Source organism: Paenibacillus sp. FSL M7-1414 (assembly GCF_038003195.1).
Taxonomy (GTDB): Bacteria; Bacillota; Bacilli; order Paenibacillales; family Paenibacillaceae; genus Paenibacillus; species Paenibacillus amylolyticus.
Genome location: NZ_JBBOOS010000001.1, coordinates 6572456 through 6597303 on the forward strand (window position 1 = coordinate 6572456; position 24848 = coordinate 6597303).

At 46.8% G+C, this 24848-nt stretch carries 22 protein-coding genes and 1 pseudogene; 1 reads left to right on the forward strand and 22 read right to left on the reverse strand.

Translation table 11 applies throughout. The features are described from left to right. Positions 1 to 156: 156 nt before the first annotated feature. From MHH92_RS28670 to lspA, 22 genes and pseudogenes are all read right to left on the reverse strand, one after another. Entirely contained in the window at positions 157 to 951 is a 795-nt protein-coding gene (locus MHH92_RS28670) for an ABC transporter ATP-binding protein (protein WP_036606660.1), read from the reverse strand. 2 nt (positions 952 to 953) lie between these two features. After that, positions 954 to 1814 (reverse strand): ABC transporter permease, encoded by an 861-nt coding sequence (locus MHH92_RS28675; RefSeq protein WP_051154091.1) that lies wholly within the window; start codon positions 1812 to 1814, stop codon positions 954 to 956. Between the two features lie 193 nt (positions 1815 to 2007). Further along, positions 2008 to 3057: an ABC transporter substrate-binding protein gene (locus tag MHH92_RS28680; RefSeq protein ID WP_047840843.1), complete on the reverse strand. Its 1050-nt coding sequence runs from the start codon at positions 3055 to 3057 to the stop codon at positions 2008 to 2010. Between the two features lie 418 nt (positions 3058 to 3475). Next, complete coding sequence (locus tag MHH92_RS28685; protein ID WP_340907409.1) at positions 3476 to 3688, reverse strand: hypothetical protein; 213 nt, start codon at positions 3686 to 3688, stop codon at positions 3476 to 3478. 118 nt (positions 3689 to 3806) lie between these two features. Further along, positions 3807 to 4712, reverse strand: a complete 906-nt coding sequence (locus tag MHH92_RS28690; RefSeq protein WP_253504028.1) for an Rpn family recombination-promoting nuclease/putative transposase — start codon at positions 4710 to 4712, stop codon at positions 3807 to 3809. Between the two features lie 196 nt (positions 4713 to 4908). Then, positions 4909 to 5556, reverse strand: coding sequence for a helix-turn-helix transcriptional regulator (locus MHH92_RS28695; RefSeq protein WP_081745846.1), 648 nt, complete (start codon positions 5554 to 5556; stop codon positions 4909 to 4911). A gap of 12 nt (positions 5557 to 5568) precedes the next feature. Next, positions 5569 to 6456, reverse strand: a complete 888-nt coding sequence (gene trhO / locus MHH92_RS28700; protein ID WP_036606654.1) for an oxygen-dependent tRNA uridine(34) hydroxylase TrhO — start codon at positions 6454 to 6456, stop codon at positions 5569 to 5571. Between the two features lie 239 nt (positions 6457 to 6695). After that, a complete protein-coding gene (locus MHH92_RS28705; protein WP_340907410.1) occupies positions 6696 to 7802 on the reverse strand; it encodes a TolB family protein in 1107 nt (368 codons plus the stop codon). Between the two features lie 60 nt (positions 7803 to 7862). Further along, entirely contained in the window at positions 7863 to 9368 is a 1506-nt protein-coding gene (locus MHH92_RS28710) for a sensor histidine kinase (protein WP_340907411.1), read from the reverse strand. Further along, the gene (locus MHH92_RS28715) at positions 9365 to 10075 is read right to left on the reverse strand and encodes a response regulator transcription factor (RefSeq protein ID WP_340907412.1); all 711 of its coding nucleotides are present in this window, start codon (positions 10073 to 10075) and stop codon (positions 9365 to 9367) included. Before MHH92_RS28715 ends, MHH92_RS28710 begins: the two co-directional genes overlap by 4 nt. Before the next feature lie 396 nt (positions 10076 to 10471). Further along, a pseudogene (locus MHH92_RS28720) lies at positions 10472 to 11310 on the reverse strand (Rpn family recombination-promoting nuclease/putative transposase). A gap of 85 nt (positions 11311 to 11395) precedes the next feature. Then, positions 11396 to 12292, reverse strand: a complete 897-nt coding sequence (locus tag MHH92_RS28725) for a helix-turn-helix transcriptional regulator (RefSeq protein WP_084650287.1) — start codon at positions 12290 to 12292, stop codon at positions 11396 to 11398. 249 nt (positions 12293 to 12541) lie between these two features. Further along, entirely contained in the window at positions 12542 to 13951 is a 1410-nt protein-coding gene (locus MHH92_RS28730) for an MATE family efflux transporter (protein ID WP_036671595.1), read from the reverse strand. Positions 13952 to 14187: 236 nt separating this feature from the next. Next, positions 14188 to 15051 (reverse strand): carbohydrate ABC transporter permease, encoded by an 864-nt coding sequence (locus MHH92_RS28735; RefSeq protein WP_307417033.1) that lies wholly within the window; start codon positions 15049 to 15051, stop codon positions 14188 to 14190. 54 nt (positions 15052 to 15105) lie between these two features. Further along, the gene (locus MHH92_RS28740) at positions 15106 to 15987 is read right to left on the reverse strand and encodes a carbohydrate ABC transporter permease (RefSeq protein ID WP_036606643.1); all 882 of its coding nucleotides are present in this window, start codon (positions 15985 to 15987) and stop codon (positions 15106 to 15108) included. A gap of 38 nt (positions 15988 to 16025) precedes the next feature. Next, the gene (locus MHH92_RS28745; RefSeq protein ID WP_340907413.1) at positions 16026 to 17345 is read right to left on the reverse strand and encodes an extracellular solute-binding protein; all 1320 of its coding nucleotides are present in this window, start codon (positions 17343 to 17345) and stop codon (positions 16026 to 16028) included. A gap of 114 nt (positions 17346 to 17459) precedes the next feature. Next, positions 17460 to 18254 carry a response regulator transcription factor gene (locus MHH92_RS28750; protein ID WP_340907414.1) on the reverse strand — a complete coding sequence of 265 codons (795 nt, stop codon included), beginning with the start codon at positions 18252 to 18254 and terminating at the stop codon, positions 17460 to 17462. Next, entirely contained in the window at positions 18244 to 20007 is a 1764-nt protein-coding gene (locus MHH92_RS28755) for a cache domain-containing sensor histidine kinase (RefSeq protein ID WP_340907415.1), read from the reverse strand. Before MHH92_RS28755 ends, MHH92_RS28750 begins: the two co-directional genes overlap by 11 nt. Before the next feature lie 357 nt (positions 20008 to 20364). Next, complete coding sequence (locus MHH92_RS28760) at positions 20365 to 21192, reverse strand: carbohydrate ABC transporter permease (protein ID WP_133386229.1); 828 nt, start codon at positions 21190 to 21192, stop codon at positions 20365 to 20367. Next, on the reverse strand, positions 21192 to 22058 hold the full coding sequence (locus MHH92_RS28765; RefSeq protein ID WP_036606633.1) for a carbohydrate ABC transporter permease: 867 nt from the start codon (positions 22056 to 22058) through the stop codon (positions 21192 to 21194). Before MHH92_RS28765 ends, MHH92_RS28760 begins: the two co-directional genes overlap by 1 nt. 24 nt (positions 22059 to 22082) lie before the next feature. Next, positions 22083 to 23273 carry an ABC transporter substrate-binding protein gene (locus tag MHH92_RS28770; protein ID WP_425320289.1) on the reverse strand — a complete coding sequence of 397 codons (1191 nt, stop codon included), beginning with the start codon at positions 23271 to 23273 and terminating at the stop codon, positions 22083 to 22085. A gap of 310 nt (positions 23274 to 23583) precedes the next feature. After that, on the reverse strand, positions 23584 to 24075 hold the full coding sequence (gene lspA / locus MHH92_RS28775; RefSeq protein ID WP_036606631.1) for a signal peptidase II: 492 nt from the start codon (positions 24073 to 24075) through the stop codon (positions 23584 to 23586). 178 nt (positions 24076 to 24253) lie between these two features. On the opposite strand from lspA, the gene MHH92_RS28780 reads away from it, so the two are divergent. Further along, positions 24254 to 24781, forward strand: a complete 528-nt coding sequence (locus MHH92_RS28780) for a heme-degrading domain-containing protein (protein ID WP_253504051.1) — start codon at positions 24254 to 24256, stop codon at positions 24779 to 24781. The last annotated feature ends 67 nt before the right edge of the window (positions 24782 to 24848 follow it).

The following is a 24848-nucleotide window of genomic DNA, read 5'->3' on the forward strand; positions in this document are numbered from 1 at the left end:
GAAATCGTATAGATTCATTCCATTTTTTCAACGTGTTCAACATACCACAAAAACCCTTTGCGAGAACGCAAAAGGTTTTTATGGTCTAACTTATAGATGGCTTAGATTGTGGGTTACGGTACGTATATCTGTTCTTCCAACAAGTGTTCCCTTGTCTTAACCCAGCACGACACGATCATCTGCCATTTTTTTGCCGCTAATCCGTTCGAATTCACCAAGCAACTCAGGGACAGTCAACGTACGCTTGCGCTCTTCGCTGACATCCAGAATAATTCGGCCTTTGTCCATCATGATCAGACGGTTACCCAGACGAATGGCCTGCTCCATATTGTGCGTCACCATCAATGTAGTCAGTCTCATCTCACGCACAAGTGTCTCCGTTAGTTCCGTGATCAGTTCGGCACGTGATGGGTCAAGGGCTGCCGTATGCTCATCCAATAGCAAAATTTGCGGCTGGGTAAACGTAGCCATTAACAGGCTAAGTGCCTGGCGCTCCCCGCCAGACAAGAGACCCACTTTTGCATTCGGCCGCTTTTCCAGTCCAATTCCCAGCTTCTCCAGTTGCGTGTTGAAAATCTCCCGTCTGGCACGGGTAACTCCGAAGCCCAGTCCGCGTCCTTTACCACGTTTGTATGCCATCGCCATGTTTTCTTCAATGGACATATGTGGTGCTGTTCCTGCCATCGGGTCCTGAAATACCCGGCCAATCCAGCTGCTACGTTTATGCTCCGGCAGGTTTTTAATGGAGCGGTCATTGATCAGCACATCACCCATGTCCGGCTTCATCACACCCGAAATGATGTTCATCAGCGTGGATTTACCCGCTCCGTTACTGCCAATCACCGTCACAAAATCTCCCGGATTCATTGTCAGATTCACACCGACCAGCGCGGTCTTCTCATCCGTTGTACCTGGGTTGAACAGCTTGGTTACTTGCGTAATCTCCAGCATGATCACATACCTCCCTTCGCCTGATGACCCCCGGATCGCATCAACTCTTCCGTTCGTTTGCGAGCCAGACTTCGCTGCTTCATGGAGCGCTGCATCGTTGGGAATACAAGAGCAATAATGACGATCACCGCGGTGATCAACTTCAGATCAGATGTATCAAACCATTCCACTTGAAGGGCAAGCGCGACCACAATCCGGTAAATGATTGAACCAACGATCGCTGCAAGTGTAGCCCAGAATACCGTTCTTGCTCCAAGAATGGCCTCACCGATAATGACGGAAGCCAGTCCAATAACGATCATACCGATGCCCATCGTGATGTCTGCAAAACCTGATTGCTGTGCAATGAATGCACCAGACAGGGCAACCAATCCATTGGATAAGCTGACACCTACAATGGTAGTCACATCCGTATTTGCACCAAAGCTGCGAATCATGCGTTTGTTATCACCTGTCGCGCGGAGTGCCAGTCCAACATCTGTTTTCATGAACAGATCAAGCATGATTTTAAATACCAGCACCACGATGATAATTAACACCATGACATGCTCACCTGAGAATGGATTATCCATACCCATAATGGATTTATTCGGTGCGCCAAGAATACGCATATTAATGGAGTAGAGCGCGATCATCATCAAAATCCCGGATAATAATCCGTTGATTTTGCCTTTGGTATGAAGCAGACCTGTACAAGCCCCAGCCACCATGCCGCCAGCCATTGCCGCCAAACAGGCGAGCCAAGGAGAGAAGTCATTGGAGATCATAACCGCCGCGATTGCGCCTCCTGTTGTAAAACTTCCGTCTACGGTAAGGTCAGGAAAATCGAGTATGCGGAACGTAATATATACACCAAGTGCCATCAGTGCATATAAAAGCCCCAGCTCGATCGCCCCTTCAATTGAATTCCAGCTTATACTCACACTACTTCCTCCCTGTCTATCGAAAAGAATGAGGCGAACCCGTTGCACGTCCGCCTCGCATCCATACTGCCGGATTACACTCCGGTCAGATTATTGAATCAATCTCATAACTCATTAAATTTATGAATTGATTCTATTGAATAATGTTGTTTTCCTGGTCTTTTACTTCCGCTTTCATCTCATCCGTAACCGTGATACCTTGGGCTTCAGCCGCTTTCAGGTTCAGGATCAGATCCAGTTTGTCCGGAACGGTGACTTTCATATCACCAGGTTTTGTACCATTTTTCAGAATGTCCGCGGCCATCTCACCAACCTGATATCCATGGTCATAATATTTGAAGCCAACGGTTGCAAAAGCTCCTTTTTCAACAGTATCCCGATCACTGGAGAAGAACGGAATTTTATTACTGTTTGCCGTTTGGATGATCGTATCCACCGCACTCACGACAGAGTTATCAAGCGTGATGTAGAAGGCGTCTACTTTGCCAACAAGAGAATCCGTAGCCTGTTTTACTTCAGATGTATTCGTAACTGGTGCTTTCACCAGCTTGATATTATGTGTTGCCAGCGCTTTTTCAGCGTTATCTGCCATAACCACCGCATTTGGTTCACCTTCGTTAATGACCAAGCCCACCGTTTTCACATCCGGTAGATTTTTAGCGATAAAGTCAGCCAATTGTACAATAGCCTCCGGATTCGTATCCGATGCACCTGTAACATTGCCGCCCGGCTTGTCCATATCGGTCACCAGTTTGGCACCCAACGGGTCCGTTACCGCTGCGAACAGCAATGGCTTGTCCTTCACTTGTTGAGCCAGAGCCAGCGCAGATGGTGTTGCGATGCCGAGTACGAGATCATTTTTGGAATCACCTGAGATTTTCTGTGCAATGGACAGGTTGTTCGTCGAATCACCTTGCGCGTTATTGTAATCGATTTTGAGGTTCTTGTTCTCTTCAATGCCCGCTTCCTTCAGGGCCGCGATGAATCCTTCACGTGTAGCATCCAGAGATGGATGTTCAACAATCTGCGAGATGGCAATCTGATATGATTTTTCCTCGCTGCCTCCACCTGTTGTAGTCCCTGATCCTTCGGATTCCGAGCCTGTACCGCTGTTATTTCCGCAACCTGCTGCAACGATCATTGAAGCAACCATCATCAGTGACATCCAAAATTTCTTTTTCATGTGTGAGAACCCCTCTCCATCTTATAAAATGTGGTTACCCTTATCGAGATTCCATTGACACGATAGGGCGGGACAAAACAAACGCTTCAACGCATTGTTGCTTTGATCGACAAAAGCAGACAAATATAGACTTTTCTCATGCGACTGAAGTCCATGACCCGTGTTGGTGTTTTATTGTTCCCCTAATATTAAGGGGCGTCCCGATATCCGTCAATGGTTGAACCGCTTCCAATTTACTTTCATCGTATGGTTGTGATAGAAAACATTACATAAAACATAAAAACCACCTACATTGTTCTGTAGATGGTCGCCATGGGTACAGCAAAATAAGGTCCTACTCATGAAAGTGGAGTATGAAGTCTTCTTCTAATCTCGTCCACAAGTATTGTTTTCTCCGCTTCTGATATGGCATCCGCGATCAATTTGCGACCGCAACAAGCTTAATCCAGGGTTCGATATCTGCAAAGCCAATACCGGACAACTTCTCATACTCCTTCATAAAGATGCGAATGCTGGACGCTCTGGTAACATCAAGAACAACCGTCGCTTCATGTGGCAGATGCGGGGGCAGTATGGCGTTGGGTAATTGATCCAACTGGGCAATCACGGCAGCTTTCTCCGCTCCAGACAAGTATTGTGCTTCATCATGAGATTTTTCAAATTTAAAATTTTCAAAAAAAAGAGGCCTCCCTCCCAATGTACTTTGGGTATGGTCGCCTTATATCAATCAAAGGATAGCTCCAGAGTGCTTATTCCTTTTCTTTTTGCAGTTCCTCTAGTTCAGATGGAGTTAGCCCGGTAGCCTTAATAATCGTAGCCTGATCAAGACCTAAAGTGAGCATATTCATTGCGATTTTTCGCTTGCTCTCAGCTTCACCTTCTTTGATCCCTTCTTCGATTCCTTTTTGAATTCCTTCCTCCATGCCTTTCTTGAGACCCTCTTCTCGTGCGCCCTCAATCATGGAAGCTTCGTCCCATAGAAATTTCTGACGGTCGATATATCGTTGACGTGCTTGCTCATCCTGGCTCAGAAACTCCAATACACTCATGGCTTTTTTCAAAGCCGGTTCGGGTTCGTGCATCATTAACGCCTCCCAGCTTGATTTAGTCATTCCTTTCAGAAATAACAGCCAACGCACCAATCCATCCTTTATTTGAATATTTTCATCATTCAGCTTTGGTATTTCCATAAAATGAATCTCTATAACATCCGTCAACGGAATATCAGTATGGTCTTCTCTTAAATGAAATACGTTGTGGTACTGATCATTAGCGAGCATTTTGAAATTAACAATGTTGATCGCTACGCATTTTTTGAGTTGACTATATCTCTGTCCTTCAAGTAATTGTCCGGAATATTGTTTACCCCAATAGAACAAAGTCCTCTTCTCTAAATCATACTGATTAAACAACTGCATTTCAACATTAATTAGCTCACCTTGATCTGTTTTGGCCCGTATGTCCAGTATGGACTGTTTATCTCTCGGTGTATCCTTGTCCAGATAAGGGTTGATTAACACAATCTCGGTCAGTAAAGATTCACCTGCATTTTTGAAGGTATGATTCAGAAAAGCCAAAAGAACATCCTTATTCTCTTCACTTCCAAAGATTCGTTTAAACACATAATCGTTCTTGGGATCAAGCAACTCTGTCATTATTATTCACTCCTACGCGCAAAATGGACAGGATATATCTGCTGAAGTATAAGCAAATATAAGGATGCGAACATGCACTGGATGTTCGTTCCATTATAACACGCATCGCCATACGTAAATAGCGTTTATACGTAATTCATTACCAAAAAAAGAGACTATTTCGACGAATCGAAACAATCTCTTGTGTATAAACCAATTAATTCCCCGACGCTTCGCGAATCTCATACTTGCACCTTTTGCCGCCATCGGCGTAACATTCTGTGCGCTCTACCTCAGCTTGAAGTAGCGAGCGAAACAGTTCCAGTTCACAGCGGCAAGCCTGCTTGTAGACACTCGCGACTTGTACAATCGGGCAGTTCATTTCCGTAATGACGTAAGTTCCATCGTCTTCTCTGGACGCATCCGCCATATATCCGTTGGCATTCTGGATTCGCGCGAGTTCCTCCACCCGTCCGGCCAGATCCTGGCCCTCCATCTGTGGCAATCCGCTACGAAGCAGTTTGTCCCGGCGACTCTCGAACAATGCATCCACCACACCGCTACCGGCAGAGTCAGACAATTCTTCAAGCAATTCCAGCGTAAGGGACGAATATGATTTTGGAAAAAAGCTGTCCCCGCGTACCGTCAATTGGTACACCGAGGACGGACGTCCGGCCGTAGCCCGGGCCTCCCGAACCTCAATCCAGCCGTCCTGCTCCAGTGCCGTCAGATGACGGCGAATGGCCATGCCGGTCAGACCCAGATCAGCTGTCATTTCCCTCGCGGTCAATGTACCTTGCTGCTTCAGCATGAACAAAATCCGTTCACGCGTCGTTCGTTCCTCTTCGCGCTTCACGATCAGCACCTGCTCTCCTGCTTATGCGTGTACCGGTGCTGCCTCCCGGCAGGCATCCGAGCAAAAGCGGTTATGCGTCTCTTCGCAATCCTCACAGCTTACATGCTGCAGGTTGCAGGTTGGACAATTAATATATCGGTCATGTGTCGTTCCACAGTGATAACAGCTAGCAATGACAATATCCTCTTCTGTCCGGTTAATCGGTACAGAGATGCGCTCGTCAAACACGTAACACTTGCCATCGAACAGATGGCCTTGTACTTCCGGATCTTTACCGTACGTGACAATACCGCCGTCCAATTGAGCCACATCCTGGAATCCTTCATTGATCATGAACCCGGTCAGCTTCTCGCAGCGAATGCCGCCAGTACAGTAGGTAATAATCGTTTTGTCTTTCATGTCACCCAGGTTCTCCCGAATCCACTCCGGAAACTCACGGAACGACTCCACATCTGGACGGATGGCCCCGCGGAAATGACCAATTTCGTATTCATAATCATTGCGACCATCGATAACGATAACGTCATCACGTTGTAGATGTTCATGGAACTCTTTCGGCGAAAGGCGTTTGCCGCTAGTCACATTTGGGTCAAGTTCATCTTCCACACGGAAGGTTACCAGCTCTGCTTTGTGACGAACAAAGATTTTTTTGAACGCATGCTCCTCGACATCATCAATCTTGAACACCATGTCGCTGAATAGCGGATTAGCCAGCATGTCTTTCATGTACTGTTCCGTCTGTTCTGGCGTTCCGGATACCGTACCGTTAATGCCTTCGGATGCGATCAGAATACGGCCTTTCACACCAAGGTCCTTACAGTATTGCAGATGCTCTTGTGTAAACGTCTCGGGGTCTTCAATCTTCACGAACTTATAATATAAAAGCACGCGGTACGCGCTGTTACACATGTATATCACCTGTTCCTATTCCATGTTGTTATTAGCCGGATCATCCGGCAAGACGACTACGTTGCACCCTTACTGTTAAAAAGAAAATAAACAGCCGCCCGAAACATCGTCTCGAACTGCTGCCTGACATTCGACTTTTATTCCTGCATTCTAGTTTATCGGAAGCGGAACAGCTTAGTCAATATAAATGTATAGAAAGGCATGAAAGATATGGAACATATCTTTCTGCACCATTCACCCTATTCCGAGATCGTAATGACCGAGGTTACAAAGTGATACGATTCATTCTCCAATACCGCCTGCGATAACAGGATTTTATTTCCTTTCGGGCTCCAGGCGAGTGGGTCAGAAGCGTTGTCCATATCCGCCGAGATCTGGAACTGTTCTGCTGACTCCGTGTTGGAGACAAACAGCCCTTTCTCATTATCATTCTCGGAATTGATCGTATACGCAATCTTGGAATCATCACCCGACCAGCTTGTGCCGAAAATCTGTGTACCTCTGGCAAGCGTGGCCTTCTCATTGCCTTCCAGATCGGTGAGCACCAGCGCCCGTTTGGTATCCGCCGTTCTTTTCACAATCGCAAGCCTTGTTCCATCATTAGATGGGATGACCCACTCCACACTCTTCAGCACCTGTTTTACGTCACCCGTCTTCGCATCGTATGCATTCAACTGGCCGTCTTCGCCCGTAATATAATAGAGCATATCGCCTGACACCTTGATACTCCGTACATTGAAATTACCTGTTTCCACCAGTACCTTTGTTGTACCGTCCACACTTGCCGAGATCAGATCACCCTTCATATTAGGGAAAACGACATGTTCATTATCCAGCCATGCGCCTTCTTGGATAAATCCATCCTCCTTGCCAGCAGGGGTTGTCTCCCCGTTATGCAGGTTCAGGAAGTAGCCTTTGCCCGTATTTTCCTCCGGTTCCCGGTAAAACAGATACTGACCATCCGGTGACACCAGCGGTGCACCCAGACTGGCTTCACTTTCCTTGAGCGGCGTGTCGGTGCCTTTCGTCAGATCATACATATATAAGTTGTGCGGGTATCTTTCCTGACCTTCAACCGTGACGGGTTTCAAGGACTTGTTCTCTTTGTCGGATACAATCCAATCATCACTTAGCCATGCGATCCCGCGCATATTCGGAAATTTATCAATTTTCTCCAGCTTGAAGCTCTGGTACACGGACGTGTTAGTATTATCTTTTACCGTAATATCCGTGCCCGTTTTCCCACCTTGTGCGTTGCCCCCCGGCTCCGTTGTTCCCCCGCATGCCGCTGTCGTTAACAGGGCAATGGCTCCGAACGTGCCCAAAGCTGCTTGTTTCCAATTCATGATGGTCCCCCCTGGTTTCTCTTGCTATAGACCAAGCATACACATCGCATACTTCCAAAGTTATTCAGACTTGTTTCGAACTTGTAAACTTGAATCAGCCAAAGGGAACATGAGCTGGAACGTCACACCTTCCCCATCTTCTGGATCACTCGACAGCAGGGTGATTGTACCGCCCTGTTTTTCAACAAACTGCTTCACGAGAGATAGCCCCAGTCCGGTTCCGCCGGTTTTTCTGGCTCTGTCTTTGTTCACCGTGTAAAAGGGGTCAAAAATCTTCTCCCGCGCCTCTGCCGGAATCGGCGTACCCGAGTTATAGATCCGAATAACCGCTTGACGCTCCTGCATCCGGAGTTCATTCTTCACCCGGATCACACCATCCGGAACGTTATATTTGATGGCATTATCCAGCATATTGATGAAAATATGCATAAGACTCTCCCGATCGCTGCGGATCACCGCCGGTTCAAGATCCAGTTCCATGTTCAGCCCAAATTTCTCGGCTTTCCCCCGCATCCGGCCACAGGCATCCTTCAGCAGAGCGCTGACCTCTACATCTTCGGCCTGGTTCTCGAAGTCATACTTCTCCAGGGCAGATAAATGTAAGACTTTCTCGACCATCTCGTACAGCCGCTCCGTTTCTTTGCCAATGTTACTTGTGGCATCATCAAGCAGTTGCGGATCATCCTTATACATGTCGAGCAGCTCCACATAGGCTTTGATCGACGTCAGTGGTGTCTTGAATTCATGGCTGATGTTACCGATATATTGTTTCTGCTGCTGTTCCAGCGCCTGAAGTTTCTCAATCGCCAGTTGAAGCTTCTGCTGCTCCGCATGCATAGCTGTGATATTTTGTTGGATCGATGTACTCATATAATAGATGCCCTGCCCCAGCTCCCCCAACTCATCCTTGCGTTTTAAAGGAGACTCCGTAATGTAATTCCCTTCGCGAATGGAATCTGCGGATCTCTTCAGTCGGGTAATCGCAACGGCAAACCGATTGTAGAACAGATAACCTAATATGAAGCTCAGCGCAACAACGGTAATTCCTGCCCATATGAACAATTGAAGGATGCGAGTATAGAATTCATGGTAGCTTTGGACCGGATATTGCATCCATACAGCACCCATCTGTCCATCCGGACCGTCCAACGGTGCCGCATAGAGCAAGGTATCCCCTTGTTCATGATAGGCAATTTTATTTTGCAGTGCATAGTTGAGCGTATCCTGAACAATCGCACTCTCCCCAGAGCTGATCGATGAACCGACTTGCTGGCCCTTCATATCATAGAGAGCAATTGGCAATCCGGTAGAGTTGGCCAGTTCCTGTGCAAGCCTACGGCCGTTTTGTTGTAAAAAAACGTCCTGTTCAAGATGAACGGACTCCGTGTAGTAGGACTGTCGCACATTCAGATTCACCAGCCGTGTCTGCTGTGATAAAATACCTTCAATCTGTGACTGTTGATTGCGTTCAATACCACGCAGGACCAGTGAACTAAGCACAACCACCGTTAGGATAAGCAATGCTGCCAGAAAAACACTGAACTTCAGCTTGATGCTGACTCTCATATGGCCCCGCCTGTTTCAGGTGCAGATGCTTTGTAGCCAATCCCGTATACGGTCTGTAATTTTTGCTGATCCGTATCTCCAATTTTTTTACGCAAACGCTGGATGTGAATGTCCACGGTCCGTGTCCCACCCGCATACTCCATGCCCCAGACCCGGTCCAGCAGGTCGTCTCGTGTGTACACACGCTCGGGATTGGACATGAGAATGGTCAGCAGGTCGAACTCTTTTGGTGTCAGATCCAACTTCTCCTCATTCACGGTCACCGTGCGGTGAGCAACATGAATACGCAGTGTGCCATTCACGATGGCCTGATTCTTCGAATTGTCAGGTGGTGGACTGCTTTTCTCGACACGGCGCATCAATGCTTTTACCCTTGCGAGCAGTTCACGGATCTCGAATGGTTTGGTCATGTAATCATCGGCGCCCATTTCCAGGCCAACGATTTTGTCCACGATATCATTTTTGACGGTCAGCAAAATAATGCCGATATCCTCGCGGTCCTCCAGCCTCCGGCATACCCCGTATCCATCGAGCCTGGGCATCATCACGTCCAGAATCATGACCTGTGGGTGAAACGATGCGACCTTAACCAAGGCCTCTTCGCCGTCACTCGCAGTATCTACTTCATATCCTTCGCGCCGCAGCGCGTAAGCAATGGCACTGACAATACTTGATTCGTCATCTACCACGAGCACTTTTTTATTCATAGGGTTCATCCTCTACGTTACACGAGATAACTTCAAGTGCAGTACCGTCTTCTGATCGCTGTTATCCCCAGATTTCTTTAATCCCCTTCTTCCAAAGGGGAAATCCGGTGATAAAGGGCGTAGCATATGCTTCCGAAGTAGCTTTCTGACAGAAAGCTTTGAACTTCGTTTCTTCAGACTGGTTCTGCACTCTTCGTTTTCGTGTAAATATTCAGTTCTTTTTTATTTATGTTAGCAAGGTCTTTGCGATTTAGCTATGGATGAGTTTGCAATTTGTATGAGAAGCTTTCATCCTCTCAGCTTGGACTTGGCTCTACTTTCTTTATACCCCAATGACGACAAAAAGAGCCAACCCGTGATTGGATCAGCCCTTAATCTATAGATTCCCGTTTCATGTTACTGTTTAGGCAATAACTTCTTAATTTCATCTTCAGAGAGTCCAGATGCTTTAACTATAGCAGAGAGATCTACGCCAAGTGTGAGTAACTCACGAGCCATTTCTCTCTTGCCTTCAGCCGCTCCTTCAGCTCGTGCGCCTTCAATCATTGATTTTTCGTCACTCAATGCTTTCATTCGAGCATCGTAGGCCATTCTGGTGGACGCATCCTCACTCAGAAATTCCAGCGTATCCATCGCCTTTTTCAACATCGGTTCATTCATGGCCAGCACCTCCCAGTTTGATGTATCTATTCCTTTAAGGAATAATAACCAATTCACGAGTCCGCCTTTTTCCATCGGAACAGAATACTCATCCAATTTGGTTAGTTCCATCACATGTATTTCGATATCATCCGTCAAACCAATACCTGTATGATCTTCTCGTAAATGAAAAACATTGTGATATCGCTCATTATCCAGACAGGAGTAGTTGAGTATATTAATAGTCACGCATTTTTTGAGTAGACTATAGTTTTCACCCTTTTTTTATCTGATGAAAGTACATCTCACTCCAATAAAACAACGTCCTTTTCTCCATGTTATACGGGTTAAACAGCTGCATTTCAATGTTAATTAGTTTGCCTTCTAACGTCTTTGCTTTAATATCCAGAATGGATTGTTTATCCTCTGGACTATCCTTATCTGTATACGTGTTAACCACAGTGATCTCCGTAAGAGGAGATTCGCCGGTCTCTATAAACGTGCTGCAGAAAAGCTAACAAAACATCTTTGTTTTGCTCACTTCCAAAAATGCGTTTGAACACAAAACCTACTCGTGGATCGAGTAATTCCGTCACTCAGCATCAGCTCCATTCTCACCAGCATTATATCATAATTCCCATATAGCCTCAGCTTGATAATGGATCTGCACTTAAATTGCATTTACTCCTCAAATGACAGATTCAGCGGCTCGTCCGACATCTCGTATTCTGTCTCCATATGTGTCAGCGGTGTGTTCAGATCAACCTCCTCGAAGCGGAAGCTGTCGACCCACACTTTTCCTTTACCGTTCAAAATAACCCCGAATGAGATGACCGCGCTGCCCTCCGGCACATCAAGCACAATACTATACTGATTCCATGGCTGCGTACCCGTAATTGGCCGATCATGCATGTTATCAAATTGAAGTACATCATGCACGTTATTATCCACACGCATCCATAATCCGCAGAACGCATCCACATGCTCGGTCTTCACAAATCCCGATAACTTCATCCGCTTACCCACATACTTGTCCGCTCTGAACTGTTGCATCATTGTTGCAAACTCGTTGGGCTCCATTGGCGTAACGGCCTTCAAATATCCTGATGCTTTTCCCTGATGCACTTCGGCCGGATCAATGCCCATCTCATAATTCTGCGGGTGACTCCCGGTTAACATCCAACCTGTAATTGTTGACGTCTGGTTCATCTGTAATTCTCCTCCTCTGGTTCTTCCTTCGAATAATTTCAGATCGAACAATTTGCGAAAACGTCCTGGTGGCATGCCATATAATTTGCGGAATGCACGGGTGAAGGCTTCCTGACTCTCAAAACCACATGCCAGGGCGATGTCCAAAATGCCCGCATCCGTCGATCGGAGGGTGGTGGACGCCAGACTCATCCGACGGTTTCGGATATAATCCACCACGGTCATGCCCACCTCATTACGGAAAATTCGATGGTAGTGATATGGCGACAACAACGCCTCGGATGCCACTTCTTCCAGCCCAATCTGCTCATGCAGATGAGTCTCAATATAGAACAAACTTTGCTGAATCATTGCACGGTAACGGCTCAACTGAGGTAAAGCCCCCTTCCATATCCTTACTATACGTGAAGGATGTCATCGTCGTTTTGATCATTTTTGCTATCTTCACTTTGGTTGGCCTCTATCCCGAACGAAAAAAAGAGCCAATCACGGATGGAATCCTTTCCGTAATTGACTCTTCTGGGAACCCGCCGCCCTGTGGCTACTCTAGAGCCACTTCATTGATTTACAACAGGTTCATTTATCTATTTGCTTTATCTATTTGCACAACATTCTTCGTCAGACAGCTGGTACCGGCTGTGCACCAACCTCTTCGTCATCATGCTCCACCAGTTCATGTTTCTCCCAAGCTCTACTCTTCCAGCGGAAGTACATAATGACCGCGCGGGTCCACTCATCCGCCGCAATGGCAAGCCATACACCAGCGAGCCCCAGATGAAGCTTGAATATGAGCAGGTATCCCAGTGGCAGACTCATGCAGACCATGGAGATCAGACCCATGTATACCGGGAACTTTGCATCCCCTGCCGCACGCAGGGAACCAATGATCACTATATTGCAGGTACGCCCAGTTTCGAGCAAAAGACTGAGCAAAATCACTTGAGCCCCCAGCTTGATAATTTCCGGATTATCCGTAAATATGCTCATCAGCGGCACACGGAAAAAAATGATGATTACATCAATGATAACCGTGGCCAGAAGGGCCCATTTTACACTGTCAAAAACACGTTTGTACGCATCGTCTTTACGCCGCGCACCCACAAGCCGACCTACAATGATCGATGTCCCCATACCAATCGCCATGCTGAACAAGTAGATATAGCTGGAGATATTACCCGCATACTGCTTGGTTGCCATAGCTTCTGCGCCCAGATAGGTCACATACAGCGTGAACACGAGCTGGCAGGAATGATATACCATGGATTCCATCGCAGACGGAATGCCAATCCGCAGAATTTTGCCAATGAATTTCTTAGACAACTTAATGTAGTATTCAAAATCCACCCGTACCTCGCTCACACGATACAACAACCAGAAGAAGATCAGAAGGCAGATAAAACGGCTTCCCACCGTGGAGATCGCTGCCCCTTCCACCCCAAGCTTCGGCAGGCCGAAGTGTCCAAAGATCAATGCATAGTTACCAACAACGTGAATCACGTTCATGAATACAGCAACATACATCGTTTCTTTGGTGTAACCATGTGTACGAATCGTCGCAGCCAGCGCATTAATGAGCGCCTGAAGGAAGATACCGCCACCAACGATATTTATATACGAACGGGCAAAATCATAAATTTCGCCTTGAATGTTCAGGAGTGATAACAAATGTCCTCCGAACAGAAGGAAGATTCCGCTCAGGACCAGACCTACGATAAGATTCAGTGTGATCGCATTACCCGTAACTTGTGCTGCTTCACTTAACTTTTTGGATCCGATATATTGTGCGACTACAATCGCAGCACCATGTCCAATGACTTCCAATACAAGGATAGCGATAGAAATAATCTGATTGGCTGCTCCAACGCCGGAGACCGCATTATCGGATACCGAGCTGAGCATGAGCGTATCCACGCTCCCCATCAACATAAATAAGAAGAGTTCCAAGAAAATAGGCCATGTAAGTCGAATCAGATTCAGATCCTTGGCATCAGAACGAAGGGACTCTTTGGTTGAGGATATTGCTGTCATTTTCTCACCTTTCCCATGTGGGCTTTAATTCTTAGGGTATGTTAGCACAGGTGGTTTGAAAATGCAGTAGTTTTGCGAAAATAGTTGAAAGTTTTTTGTAATTCCATAAATAGGTATTTTCACTGCTTTCATAAAGCCCCATTTCCGTAAGCTTATCAGAGGTTTCAGAAGACAAAAAAGGCCCCTCCCAACTCGCTTTTAAGCAAGTAATGGAAGGACCTTGGACCCTCAACCTTTTAACCTTTAACAGAACCCGCAGCAATGCCCTCCACAATTCGATTACTCAAGATGAGAAAAGCAATCAGGATTGGCATAATGCTAATCATCAGCGTTGCACCAATGGCTCCCCAATCCGTTGTATATTGACCGATAAAGTTCTGTACACCAACAGTCAGGGTTTTGTACGAATCTGTACTGATGAACGTATTAACAAAGATGAATTCATTCCAGTTATAGATCATGTTGATGATCGCCGTTGTGGAAATGACCGAAGACGTCATTGGCAGCACAATCCGAAAGAAAATCCGATGCACGGAGCAACCATCCATCACTGCGGCTTCTTCCACTTCTCGGGGAAGCGCGTAGTAGAATCCAAGTAGAATCATAATGGTTATTGGCATATTAAAGGCAATATAAGACAAGATGACTGACAAAGGATGATCTGTGAGATGAAGCTTCAGGAACAAGCTGAACAAAGGGATCAACGTGGAGTGTACTGGGATCATCAGACCTACCATAAATAGCCCCAGCACCAGCGAACGACCCTTCCAGCGCATACGTGTAATGGCAAAGGTCACCAGACTGGCAAACAGCACGGTGACCACCACCGAGACCACCGTAATCCATACACTGTTGAAGAAGTACAAGCTGATATTTCCCTCTGTCCATACCTTGACATAGTTTTCCCAACGCGGAGTAGCAGGAAGGGAAAAAGGCGCCATGTCGAATACTTCCTGATTATTTTTAAGCGAGAATAACAGTAGCCATACCAAAGGTAAAATTTGCAGCAAAGCTACCAGGGACAAGAGGAAATACAGCAGAACATATCCGAATCTCCTTAACCACGCCGAACCTCGGCCTGTCCCCGGGTAAGTTGGCAATCTAACGGCCGTATCCGTCTTCACCGGGATAGACCTCCTTTCATTTCACTTACGTCAGGAATACTGGATCGTATCTTTGGATGCCGTCGCTTTACGAAGCAGCCAGGTAACAAGCAGACAGATCAAGAGCAGGAAGAACCCTACAGCACTGCCGTAACCAAAGTCGAAGCTACGGAACGCCTGACGATACATATAGGAGGCCATCACTTCGCTGGAGCCATTCGGTCCGCCATCGGTCATCACGTAGATGAGGTCAAAATACTTGAGTGAGCCCACCACTGCCAGTACCACAGTCACCTTGATGACTTCTGTAATAAGGGGCAGCTTGATTCGAAAAGCGATCTGCCAAGGGCTTGCCCCATCAATCCGGGCTGCTTCCACCAGAGATTCCGGAATATTTTTGAGGGCCGCATAATAGATCAAAATATAGAAGCCTGCATACTGCCATAGAATCGGTACGAATAGTGCATACAACACCAGGGATGGCTCCGCCAGCCAAGCTGGCGGATTGCTGAAGCCGATCGCTTCCAGAAAGGTGTTCAGTACACCATTGCTGGGATGATAGATCTTCAGCCATAACTGGGCGATCGCGACCGAAGACAGCAGCATCGGGATCAAATATATTTTGCGGAACAGATTGGCACCCTTGATCTTGCCTGACAGCACCAAAGCAATCATCAGATAACCGATCAGACTCAGCGCAGAGAACAATGCAAGCAAAAAAGTATGGTTCGCACTCTGCCAGAATGTCCCGTCTTGAAGCAGTCTGGCGTAATTATCCAATCCAATAAAGGTCATTGCACCGATCCCGTCCCATTGCATCAACCCATAATATCCGGTGAGCACGATCGGGATGTAAACCAAGACCAGCAGCAGAAGCAGTGCAGGAAGCACGTACAACGCAGCAACGAGACGGTTGGACATGACTTTGTCCATCACATTATCCTCCCTTCAAGCGTTCAAACGTGTGTACGTCAATTGCCTTTATCAATTGCAGCCTGATGATTCTTCACAAAGTCCTCCGGTGTTACCGCTTTGCCAAACAATGCCTGAATCATGTCCAGATGGGCCTGAGCGGCTGCCGGTTTCATCTGTACGTCTGCAAAGAGCGTAAGGCTGCTGGCCTGATTCAATTCGTTGAGCAGGTCAATATAGAGCTGTGGCAACTGTACTGCCGCCGTATCCACTTTGGTAGCCGGGATGACGCCTGCTTCAGTTACCGAACTTTCACCCCATTTTTCCACAAAGTATTGCACAAACTTCTGCGCTTCTTCCTTCACTTTGGAGTTCTGGGCCACGAACAACCCTACACCTGGACCACCTACCCAGCTGTTAATATCGCTCTTGCCATCTTCCATTGTTGGGAATTTGAAAAATCCGATTTTGTCCTTAAATTCCTGCGGGATGTCCGGGTTAGTCGTGAAGTTTGGCAGTTCCCAGGTGCCCATCAGATACATGGCAGCTTTTTCGTTCATGAATTCGGATTTGCCCTCATCGTTAGACAACCCGTTGAAACCTTTGTTGAAGGCATTCATATCCACCAGTTTTTGTACCTCGGCAGCAGCTTGAGTCAGCGCAGGATCGTCAAACTTGCCAGAGCCATTGATGGCCTTTTCCAATGCATCTCCACCTAACCGATTCGCCAGATACATATACCAGAGCGAGCCAGTCCAGCGGTCTTTATTGCCCAGTGCGATCGGAACCTCACCGTTCTCTGTCAGTGTCTTCAGCACACTCAGGAATTCATCGTACGTTGCTGGCGGCTGCAAGTTATATTTTGCAAAAATGGCTTTGTTATAATAAATGGGGGAGATATTCAACTCGATTGGTAGCGCATATGTTTTGCCGTCTATCGCATAAGCTTCGGTTGTTCCGGCTATGAATTTCTCGCCCAGCGAGTCACTCAGCAGATCATCGACCGGTGCGAACAGGTTCCCCTTCACATAAGGCTCCAGAAATCCGGCAGCCCAAGTTACACCAACATCGGGAAGTTCATTGGATGCCGACAGAATTTTCAATTTGTTCTTATATTGTTCATTCTCCAGCACTTCCTGCTTAATGGTTACATTCGGATGATCCGTCTGATACTGCTTGATGATATCGTTGACCAGTTTGTTTTGCTGTGCGGAACTGCCTGCTGGCCAGAGGTGCATGAATTTGAGGGTTACTTTCCCATCTGTGCCGTTGCTGCCTGTTTCACCCTCTTCATCCGAACTTGAACTGTTACATCCGGATAAAACTACGGCGAGAACCAGCGTCCATGACAGAAGAATGGCCATCGTCTTTTTGCTCATTATTCCAACCCCCTTGGTTTTTTCGGTTAATGTAACCGCTTTAACCAAATTGTAACACGGGCTCATCACACCTATAAGACCAGAACAATTTGGAAAAACTCCACTTTTTTGAGGTTATTTGTTATTTCGTTCAGATAGGGAATGCCGATATTTGCTTGGACTTAGCCCCTCAAGGCTTTTAAATACTGTGATAAAATACTTATCCGTCTGATAACCCACCTGTTCCGCAATCTCCGAGATTGGCATCGTTGTCTGCACAAGCAACTCCTTCGCCCGCTGAATGCGTTTGCGGGTAAGGTATTCACTAAAATTGATGCCGATCTGTTCCTTAAACAATACGCTGAAGTAACTGGAGTTGAGATGGAGTAAATCAGCGATTTCACGCATGGTTACATGTTCACCCAGATGAGTATCCACATAGGTCAAAGCTTCACTGATCTGGCTATTTAGCCTCTGATCCCCTCGCTCCTTAACATCCAGCAGCTTGGGGTCAACCATTTCTTGCATCGTTTGAATACGTCGTTGTTGTTCGCTGAACTTTAGGGCTTTTTCGACGGTCTGCAGCAATTGTTCCTTATCAATCGGTTTCAACATATACTCTACAACACCCAACTTAATGGCCTGCTGGGCGTATTGAAAATCGGCATGCCCCGACATAATCAGGACAACAGGCTTGTTCGAAAAGTGCTGAATGGCTTCAATCAGAGACAAGCCAGAGAATTCCGGCATGCGAACATCCGTTATTAACAGATCTGCCGGCTTTTTCTTGAGCCATTCCACAGCCTCGACGCCACTTTCTGCAGTCTGAATATGATTTCGTCCTGCCGACCATCCTTCCAGTGTTTTGCGAATACCCTCTCTTGTACGCGGCTCATCATCAACGATAAGAATCGTTTTGTCATGAATCATGTGCACCCTCCGTTTCCTTGGGAATCTCAAAGCAAATGACAGTTCCTTGCCCAACCTTACTTGTTATGGAAAGCCTGCAACGTTCGCCAAGTTGGCTGCCAAAGTAAAGCTTCAGTCGCCGATGTACGTTGATTAAACCTACGCCTGTACCCTTGTTAGATACAGCGGGCCCGCCATGTAAAGCATGAATGACAGATTGAAGCCGTAATTCATCCATACCGGGACCATCATCCCGAACCTCAATGCGAACCAGATTTTTCTCGGTCGAAGCATCCACATGGACGCTTATCTTTCCCGGGCCCAGTTTACTTTCAACCCCATGAAGAATCGCATTTTCAACTAAGGGCTGTATAAGCAGTTTCGGTATTGCGACCTTACGCACCGCATCACTCAGCTGAATCTCCCATTGCATTCTCTCTCCCAACCGCATCTGCATAATTTGAAGATAACGCTCGGCGTGTTCCAGCTCGTCGGCAATCGTAACCCATTCATCCTGCTGCGAACTGGAGATGATGTAGCGAAATAATCGGGACATCGCCACCACCATACGTGCCATCTCCTCGTCTCCCTTCTCCTCAAGGGACCAATAGAACGCTTCCAGCGTGTTGAATAGAAAATGGGGATTAATCTGAGATTGCAACGCCTTCAACTCGGCCCGGGACTGCATGACCTCCTTCTCATGAACCACACGGGTCAATTCATTCTGCCTGTAGACCATCTGGTTATATACGTCGTTGAGTTCATTGATCTCCATCGTAGAGCTAACCATTAGATTAGGTCTCATTGCTCCCGGCTGTGCACTGCGCATGGCCCTCATCAGACGTATGAGCGGACGTGTAATCATTGTGGACAGAAAGAAGGACATGATAAGGAACAGAACAACACCAATCATTCCCGAAACGAGCAGCGCCGTTCTCAAGATGGATACACCTTCCGTTGTCTCCCGCAGCGGGGTCAGGACAGCAAGTGTCCATCCCGTTAACTCCGATTTTTGCCGGACGACGATATAGGATTCCTCCCCGTTCTGCACGACTGATCCACTGTCCAATATGGCTTTGGGATCGAGATTGATCTCCAGATCGGAAGTCACCACTTCGCCCACCCCATCCAAGAGCATGATAGAGTCCTGCGAACCATCTGCCCCATTCGAATCATTGAGTTGAAAAAAACTGCGCTGCATCCGCACCACCACATAACCTCCATGTTCAAAAGAATGATCCAGGAGGTTAATCCGTCGAATAGCTAGAAGCACACCCGGATCTTCAGGGTCAGCACCTGCCCATACCAGTCTGCCTTTTCCTTCATCCGCCAGGTTGATCCAGTTGCGCTCCACTCTGAGATCGAGGGATCGGTCATCCATCGGAAAGATGCGGTTATAACCCGTGGTGTATATCTCCATACTCTGCGCTCCGTTGATGAAAGACTGATAACTGCCTGCAATCTGCAAGAGAGCTTGGCGCTGATTAAAGGTTGCCGGGTTGCCTTGCTTCTCATCGCTAAGCAGACGCTGCACGTATGAATCATCCGCCACTTGGGCGGTCAGCGAATTCACTTGTGCAATGAGTGCATCCAATCTGCCACTGGCTTGGACGGCGGTTTGGTGAATATGTTTCTCCGCATTGCTTTTCAGCAAAGCAGCTACCCGATCATAAGCCGTTATGCCTGCGAGCAGCAGAACAACAAGCATCACCATAACAAAACCAATGAAGATCTGATTGCGAAGTGAGTTAAAATGTCCTTTTTTCCCGTGCAACTTCCCCATTCTCCTCTCTTTTTGGCATGTAAAAGAACCCACCACCTTACGCCCGTGCTCTTGAAGACTGGGTACAAACGATGCCGGATTTATCTACGATTCAGTTTTTCTCGTTAAAGCGCTTGCATAATTGAACCTTAATTTTCTTCTCACTATCTTTGTTTACCGATTAAACTAACGACTAAAAAATAGCATAGTTTTACAGGTTAATCAATCCTCCCGAAGAGTTCTCAAACGTTAAATGACAAGGATCAAAAAAAGAGAGGGGACTTTTAAAGTCCACCTCTCTTTGTTCATATTCCTTCACATTTGTCCATTCCTTTTACATCTATCTTTTTCTTCCCCACACAACTTCAGTTATTTCACGGACCCTTGGGTAACCCCGTTGATGATCCACTTCTGTGCAAACAGGTAGATGATAATCATCGGAAGCAACGCGAGCAGGTAGGATGCAAACGCAAGGTTAAATTCAGTATTAAACTGTCCTTGGAATACATACTGTACCAGCGGCAGCGTGTACTGTCCTGGATCACTGATAATAATGAGTGGCAGCAAGAAGTCGTTGTACGTGGACAGACAAGTCAGAATACCAACCGTGGCACTGATGGGTGCCATGAGAGGGAAAATGATTTTCCAGAACGTGCCCCAGGTTGTCGCCCCATCCACAAATGCCGCTTCCTCCAGCGCTACCGGAATGGAACGGATGTATCCAACGTACACAAATACGTTAAATGCCAGGCCATATACCGTGTGCAGCAAGATCAGACCTACCAGATTTGTCATCTCTAGCGATGCTGTCAGCTTAACAATCGGCAGCATGATGATTGGAAATGGGATGAACATCGCACTGACGAAGTAATAATAGAGTCCTTTGAAAAACTTGCGTTTCTCCATATTCCGCGCAATCGCATAGGCCACCATCGAGTTACTGAGCAACGTCAAGAGCACAGTTGATGCGGTAACGATTGCACTGTTACGGAACGATTGGAAGAAGTTTGTCATGTCGATGGCTCTCGCGAAATTCTCCCAGTGAAGTGTCGTCGGAATGGCAAAGACCGATTGGGCCATCTGTTCCGGATTTTTCAAAGCTATTGTAACGGTCATATACAATGGGAACAGGATAAACAGGGTACCCAGCACAACGAGCAGCATAACGAGCCAATTGATTCGTGTACGACCTCTCATTACAGATCCATCTCCCTTCTTTGCAGGAACCGGATTTGCAGAATTGAAATCACCGCAATAACGATGAAGTAAATAACCGAGTTCGCAGATTGATATGCATATTCGCCGCCTTCAAATCCTCCGGTGTAGATCAGATGGGAGATGGACTGCGTCGCCCGTCCGGGACCACCGTTGGTCAAGGCTACGATTTGGTCGAAGACCATAAGCGAGTTTTTCATCGCAAGCACCATATTAATGGTGAAGAAAGGTGCAATCAGCGGGAATGTAATACTCCAGAATTCACGCCATTTGCCTGCACCGTCGAGGTTGGATGCCTCGTATAGTGTCGTTGGTATCGTTTGCAGACCAGCCAAATACAGAATCGTATTCAGGGCCACGGATTGCCATACTGCAACAATGACGATACCAATCCAAGCCAGACTCTCGCTGCCAAGAATGTTGGTGGATAGCGCGTTGATGCCCAGATTTTGTCCCCAGATCGGGAATACGTTGGAGAACAGGTAGTTAAATATGTAACCTACGATCAGCACACTCAGAATATTGGGCAGGAAGTAGATGCCGCGGAAAAAGTTACGGAACTTGATCTTGGCATTCAGCCCGAGTGCAATGAGCAGGCTTAGGATATTGGTCAGGATCGTCACCACGATCGCGAACTTGAACGTAAACCAGTAGGCATTACCTACATTGTCATCCTGGAACAAGTTGAAATAGTTTTTGAAACCAACAAAATCATATTCTTTCCCGAATCCGTTATAATTCGTAAATGAATAATAGATGCCCTGGAGGGCCGGCAGCGTCATAAATACAAAGAACAATACAACCGCCGGAACCGTCATCCAGTAATAGGGTGCGATACGCTTGTTCATACTCCATCCTCCTTCTGACAAGGCTTAGCGCCGATTAGCAACCTTGTCCCATTCTTTGTCGAGTGTATCTAGATAGTTGTCGATGTTTTGGTTCTGCAAAAAGGACTGAACGATGGAATTCAGCTGCACCGCAGCCGGAATATAGTGATCGGGAAAGTCAATAACCTTGCCCTGCTCGATATATGGCATCAATTCCTGTACGGCAGGATCATCCTGCTTCACACCTTCTACCGCAGAGAACAGCGTCTGTTCGTCAATATATCTTCCGATATTTTCAGGCTCTAATAGAAACGCAATAAACGTCTCTGCCTGCTCGCGATTAGGCGTGTCCGCCGCAATGGTAAACAGGGAGTCGATCCCGTTCACCAGCTTGATCTCGCTGGCATCGTTACCCGTAGGGAATGGGAAAAAACCGATATCCACATTTGGATTCGCTTTGCGAATCTCCGAGATGGCCCAGGTTCCCTGGATGTACATAAAGGCTTCACCGTTGGCAAAAGCACGGTTACCGTCCGAATAAGCTTTACCAAAGTTATCGCCGTGACCGTACTTCATGAGTTCCAGCTGCTTCTCGGCTACCTCGCGGTACTTCTCTTTGAACGTCACTTTGTTATCTCGCCGCTCTTGGTAGAAATCAATACCAACCAGATTGGAGGCTAGTGCATTGAACGGCAGGCTCGTCTGCCAGTCATCCTTGTATGTGAAGTAAAATGGAATCTCACCTGCATCCTTAATCTTTTGGGCGGTTGCAATGAGTTCATCCCACGTCTTGGGCACGTCCAATCCCATTTCCTTAAACAGCGTTTTGTTGTACATGATGCCGTTTGCATTAGTCGCGTAAGGAATACCTGTCACTTCGTCCATGCCTGTGAGATCATTCAGCATTTGTATGTAGTTCGGATCAATCGTCTGGAGTAATGTGCTATCCGTCAGATCGGTGAAAATGTCACTCTGAGCCAGAATGGAATAGGTGTCGGTTGCCCCCATGGCCATAATATCCGGAATATCATTTTTGACGACACGCGTCTTCAGTACTGTCTCCGCATCGGGCGGATTCACCTGTGTCACTTGGATATCGTCATGCTCCGCATTAAACGTTTTAATTAATTCATCAAAGGTTGTTTTGGCTTCAGGCTTGTTCTGGAAAAATTCAATCTGCACTTTGCCATTCGCGCTATCTCCACTGGTACAGGAAGATAAAAGTACAGCCATCATTCCACACAGCAACATTGTCCCGAGAGCCTTGGTAAGCGTTGTTCTCATGTTGTACCTCCCTCAGCTTTATACGTAAGAATTTACCCATTCAGATGGTGAAATAACCATTTGGTTAATCCTTCCAATCCGACTTCAATCTGAATGGATGATATACGTCTTTATTATTTCTAAAACGGTTTCGATAAAAATGAATCAAGGCAGTTCTTCCCATGACCTGAATCAGGCATAACAAAAAGGACACTGGATGATATCCAATGCCCCTCATTTTTTCAGCTTATATTCAGCCACTGTAACGCTTTTATCCAACCTATTACGAACGTTCTGCTTTCGGCAAAGCATTACGTAAACGCTTGGCCCGATAACTCTGATATGCACGAATCAACATACCGATGATGATCATGACCACACCGATGTTAATTGCGACATCAGCGAGATTCAAAATCCCGCGTCCTGACGGAAATACGAGGAAATCCGTTACCCGGGCATAAATAAATCGATCGATCGCATTTCCTAAAGCCCCACCGACCATAAAACCCGCGCCTGCTTGCATCCAGAAACCGCGAATCTCACCTTTACTCCGGTAATACAGCATGCCTGCTATGAACAGAACAGCAATCACACCGAACAGACGCGCATTTCCCTGAAACATGCTGCCCGCCATTCCACTGTTCTCGTAATGCTGTAACTGCATGCCCGAGTTACCCAGTCTCATGACGTCGCCAACTTCCATATACATCCTCACTGCAATCTTGGTTCCCTGGTCCACCAAAGTCACCAGCAGTGCTACAAAATAAAACAGCATCGTGCTTCTCCTCCTGCCTACGTAGCAATAACTTATTTTAACTTTAAGAGTTATGTATATTAGGTTCCCTTCACTTTAACACAGCCGATGTACGGTCTCCAAATGAACGGTCTTTAACCACGCAAATAACGTCCACTAACATCGTTCAGACTGCATCCAGAAGGGACTACACCAATCCATGTCGAATGTAGACATCAATCATATACGTAAAGGGGATGCCTGTAATTTGAACCTGACCACGACAGAGAAATTAAAGGAAATGCAACAGGAAGAAAAGGACTTGGTATTTGACACATTTGATTCTGAAACAGCACTCCAACTTGGCCTGCATCTGGTCGAAGAAGCGAAGCGTCGCTCCCAAGCCGTGACCATCGACGTTACCCTAAAGGGACATCGTCTCTTTTTGCATGCGATGGAAGGCACTCATCCCGACAACGAAGACTGGATTCGCCGCAAGAACAACGTGGTGAATCATTTCTCCTCCAGTTCTTGGCATACCGCCCTGCGGTTGAGAAGTGAAAACCAGACACTTGAGCAAGACTTCAATCTGCCTTCATCGGACTATGTCCTGGCCGGTGGCGCTTTCCCGCTGATTCTGAAAAATGAGGGACAAGTCGGCACTATTACAGTATCGGGTTTGCCTGATGAGGAAGACCATGATCTGGTCACGACCGGCATCCACTCGTTTTTGTTGCTGCAAGATTAGATTAAAATGAGCAAAAAAAATCCGTACCTGGGATAGGCACGGATTTTCTTCTTTTTCCTGTAGTTAA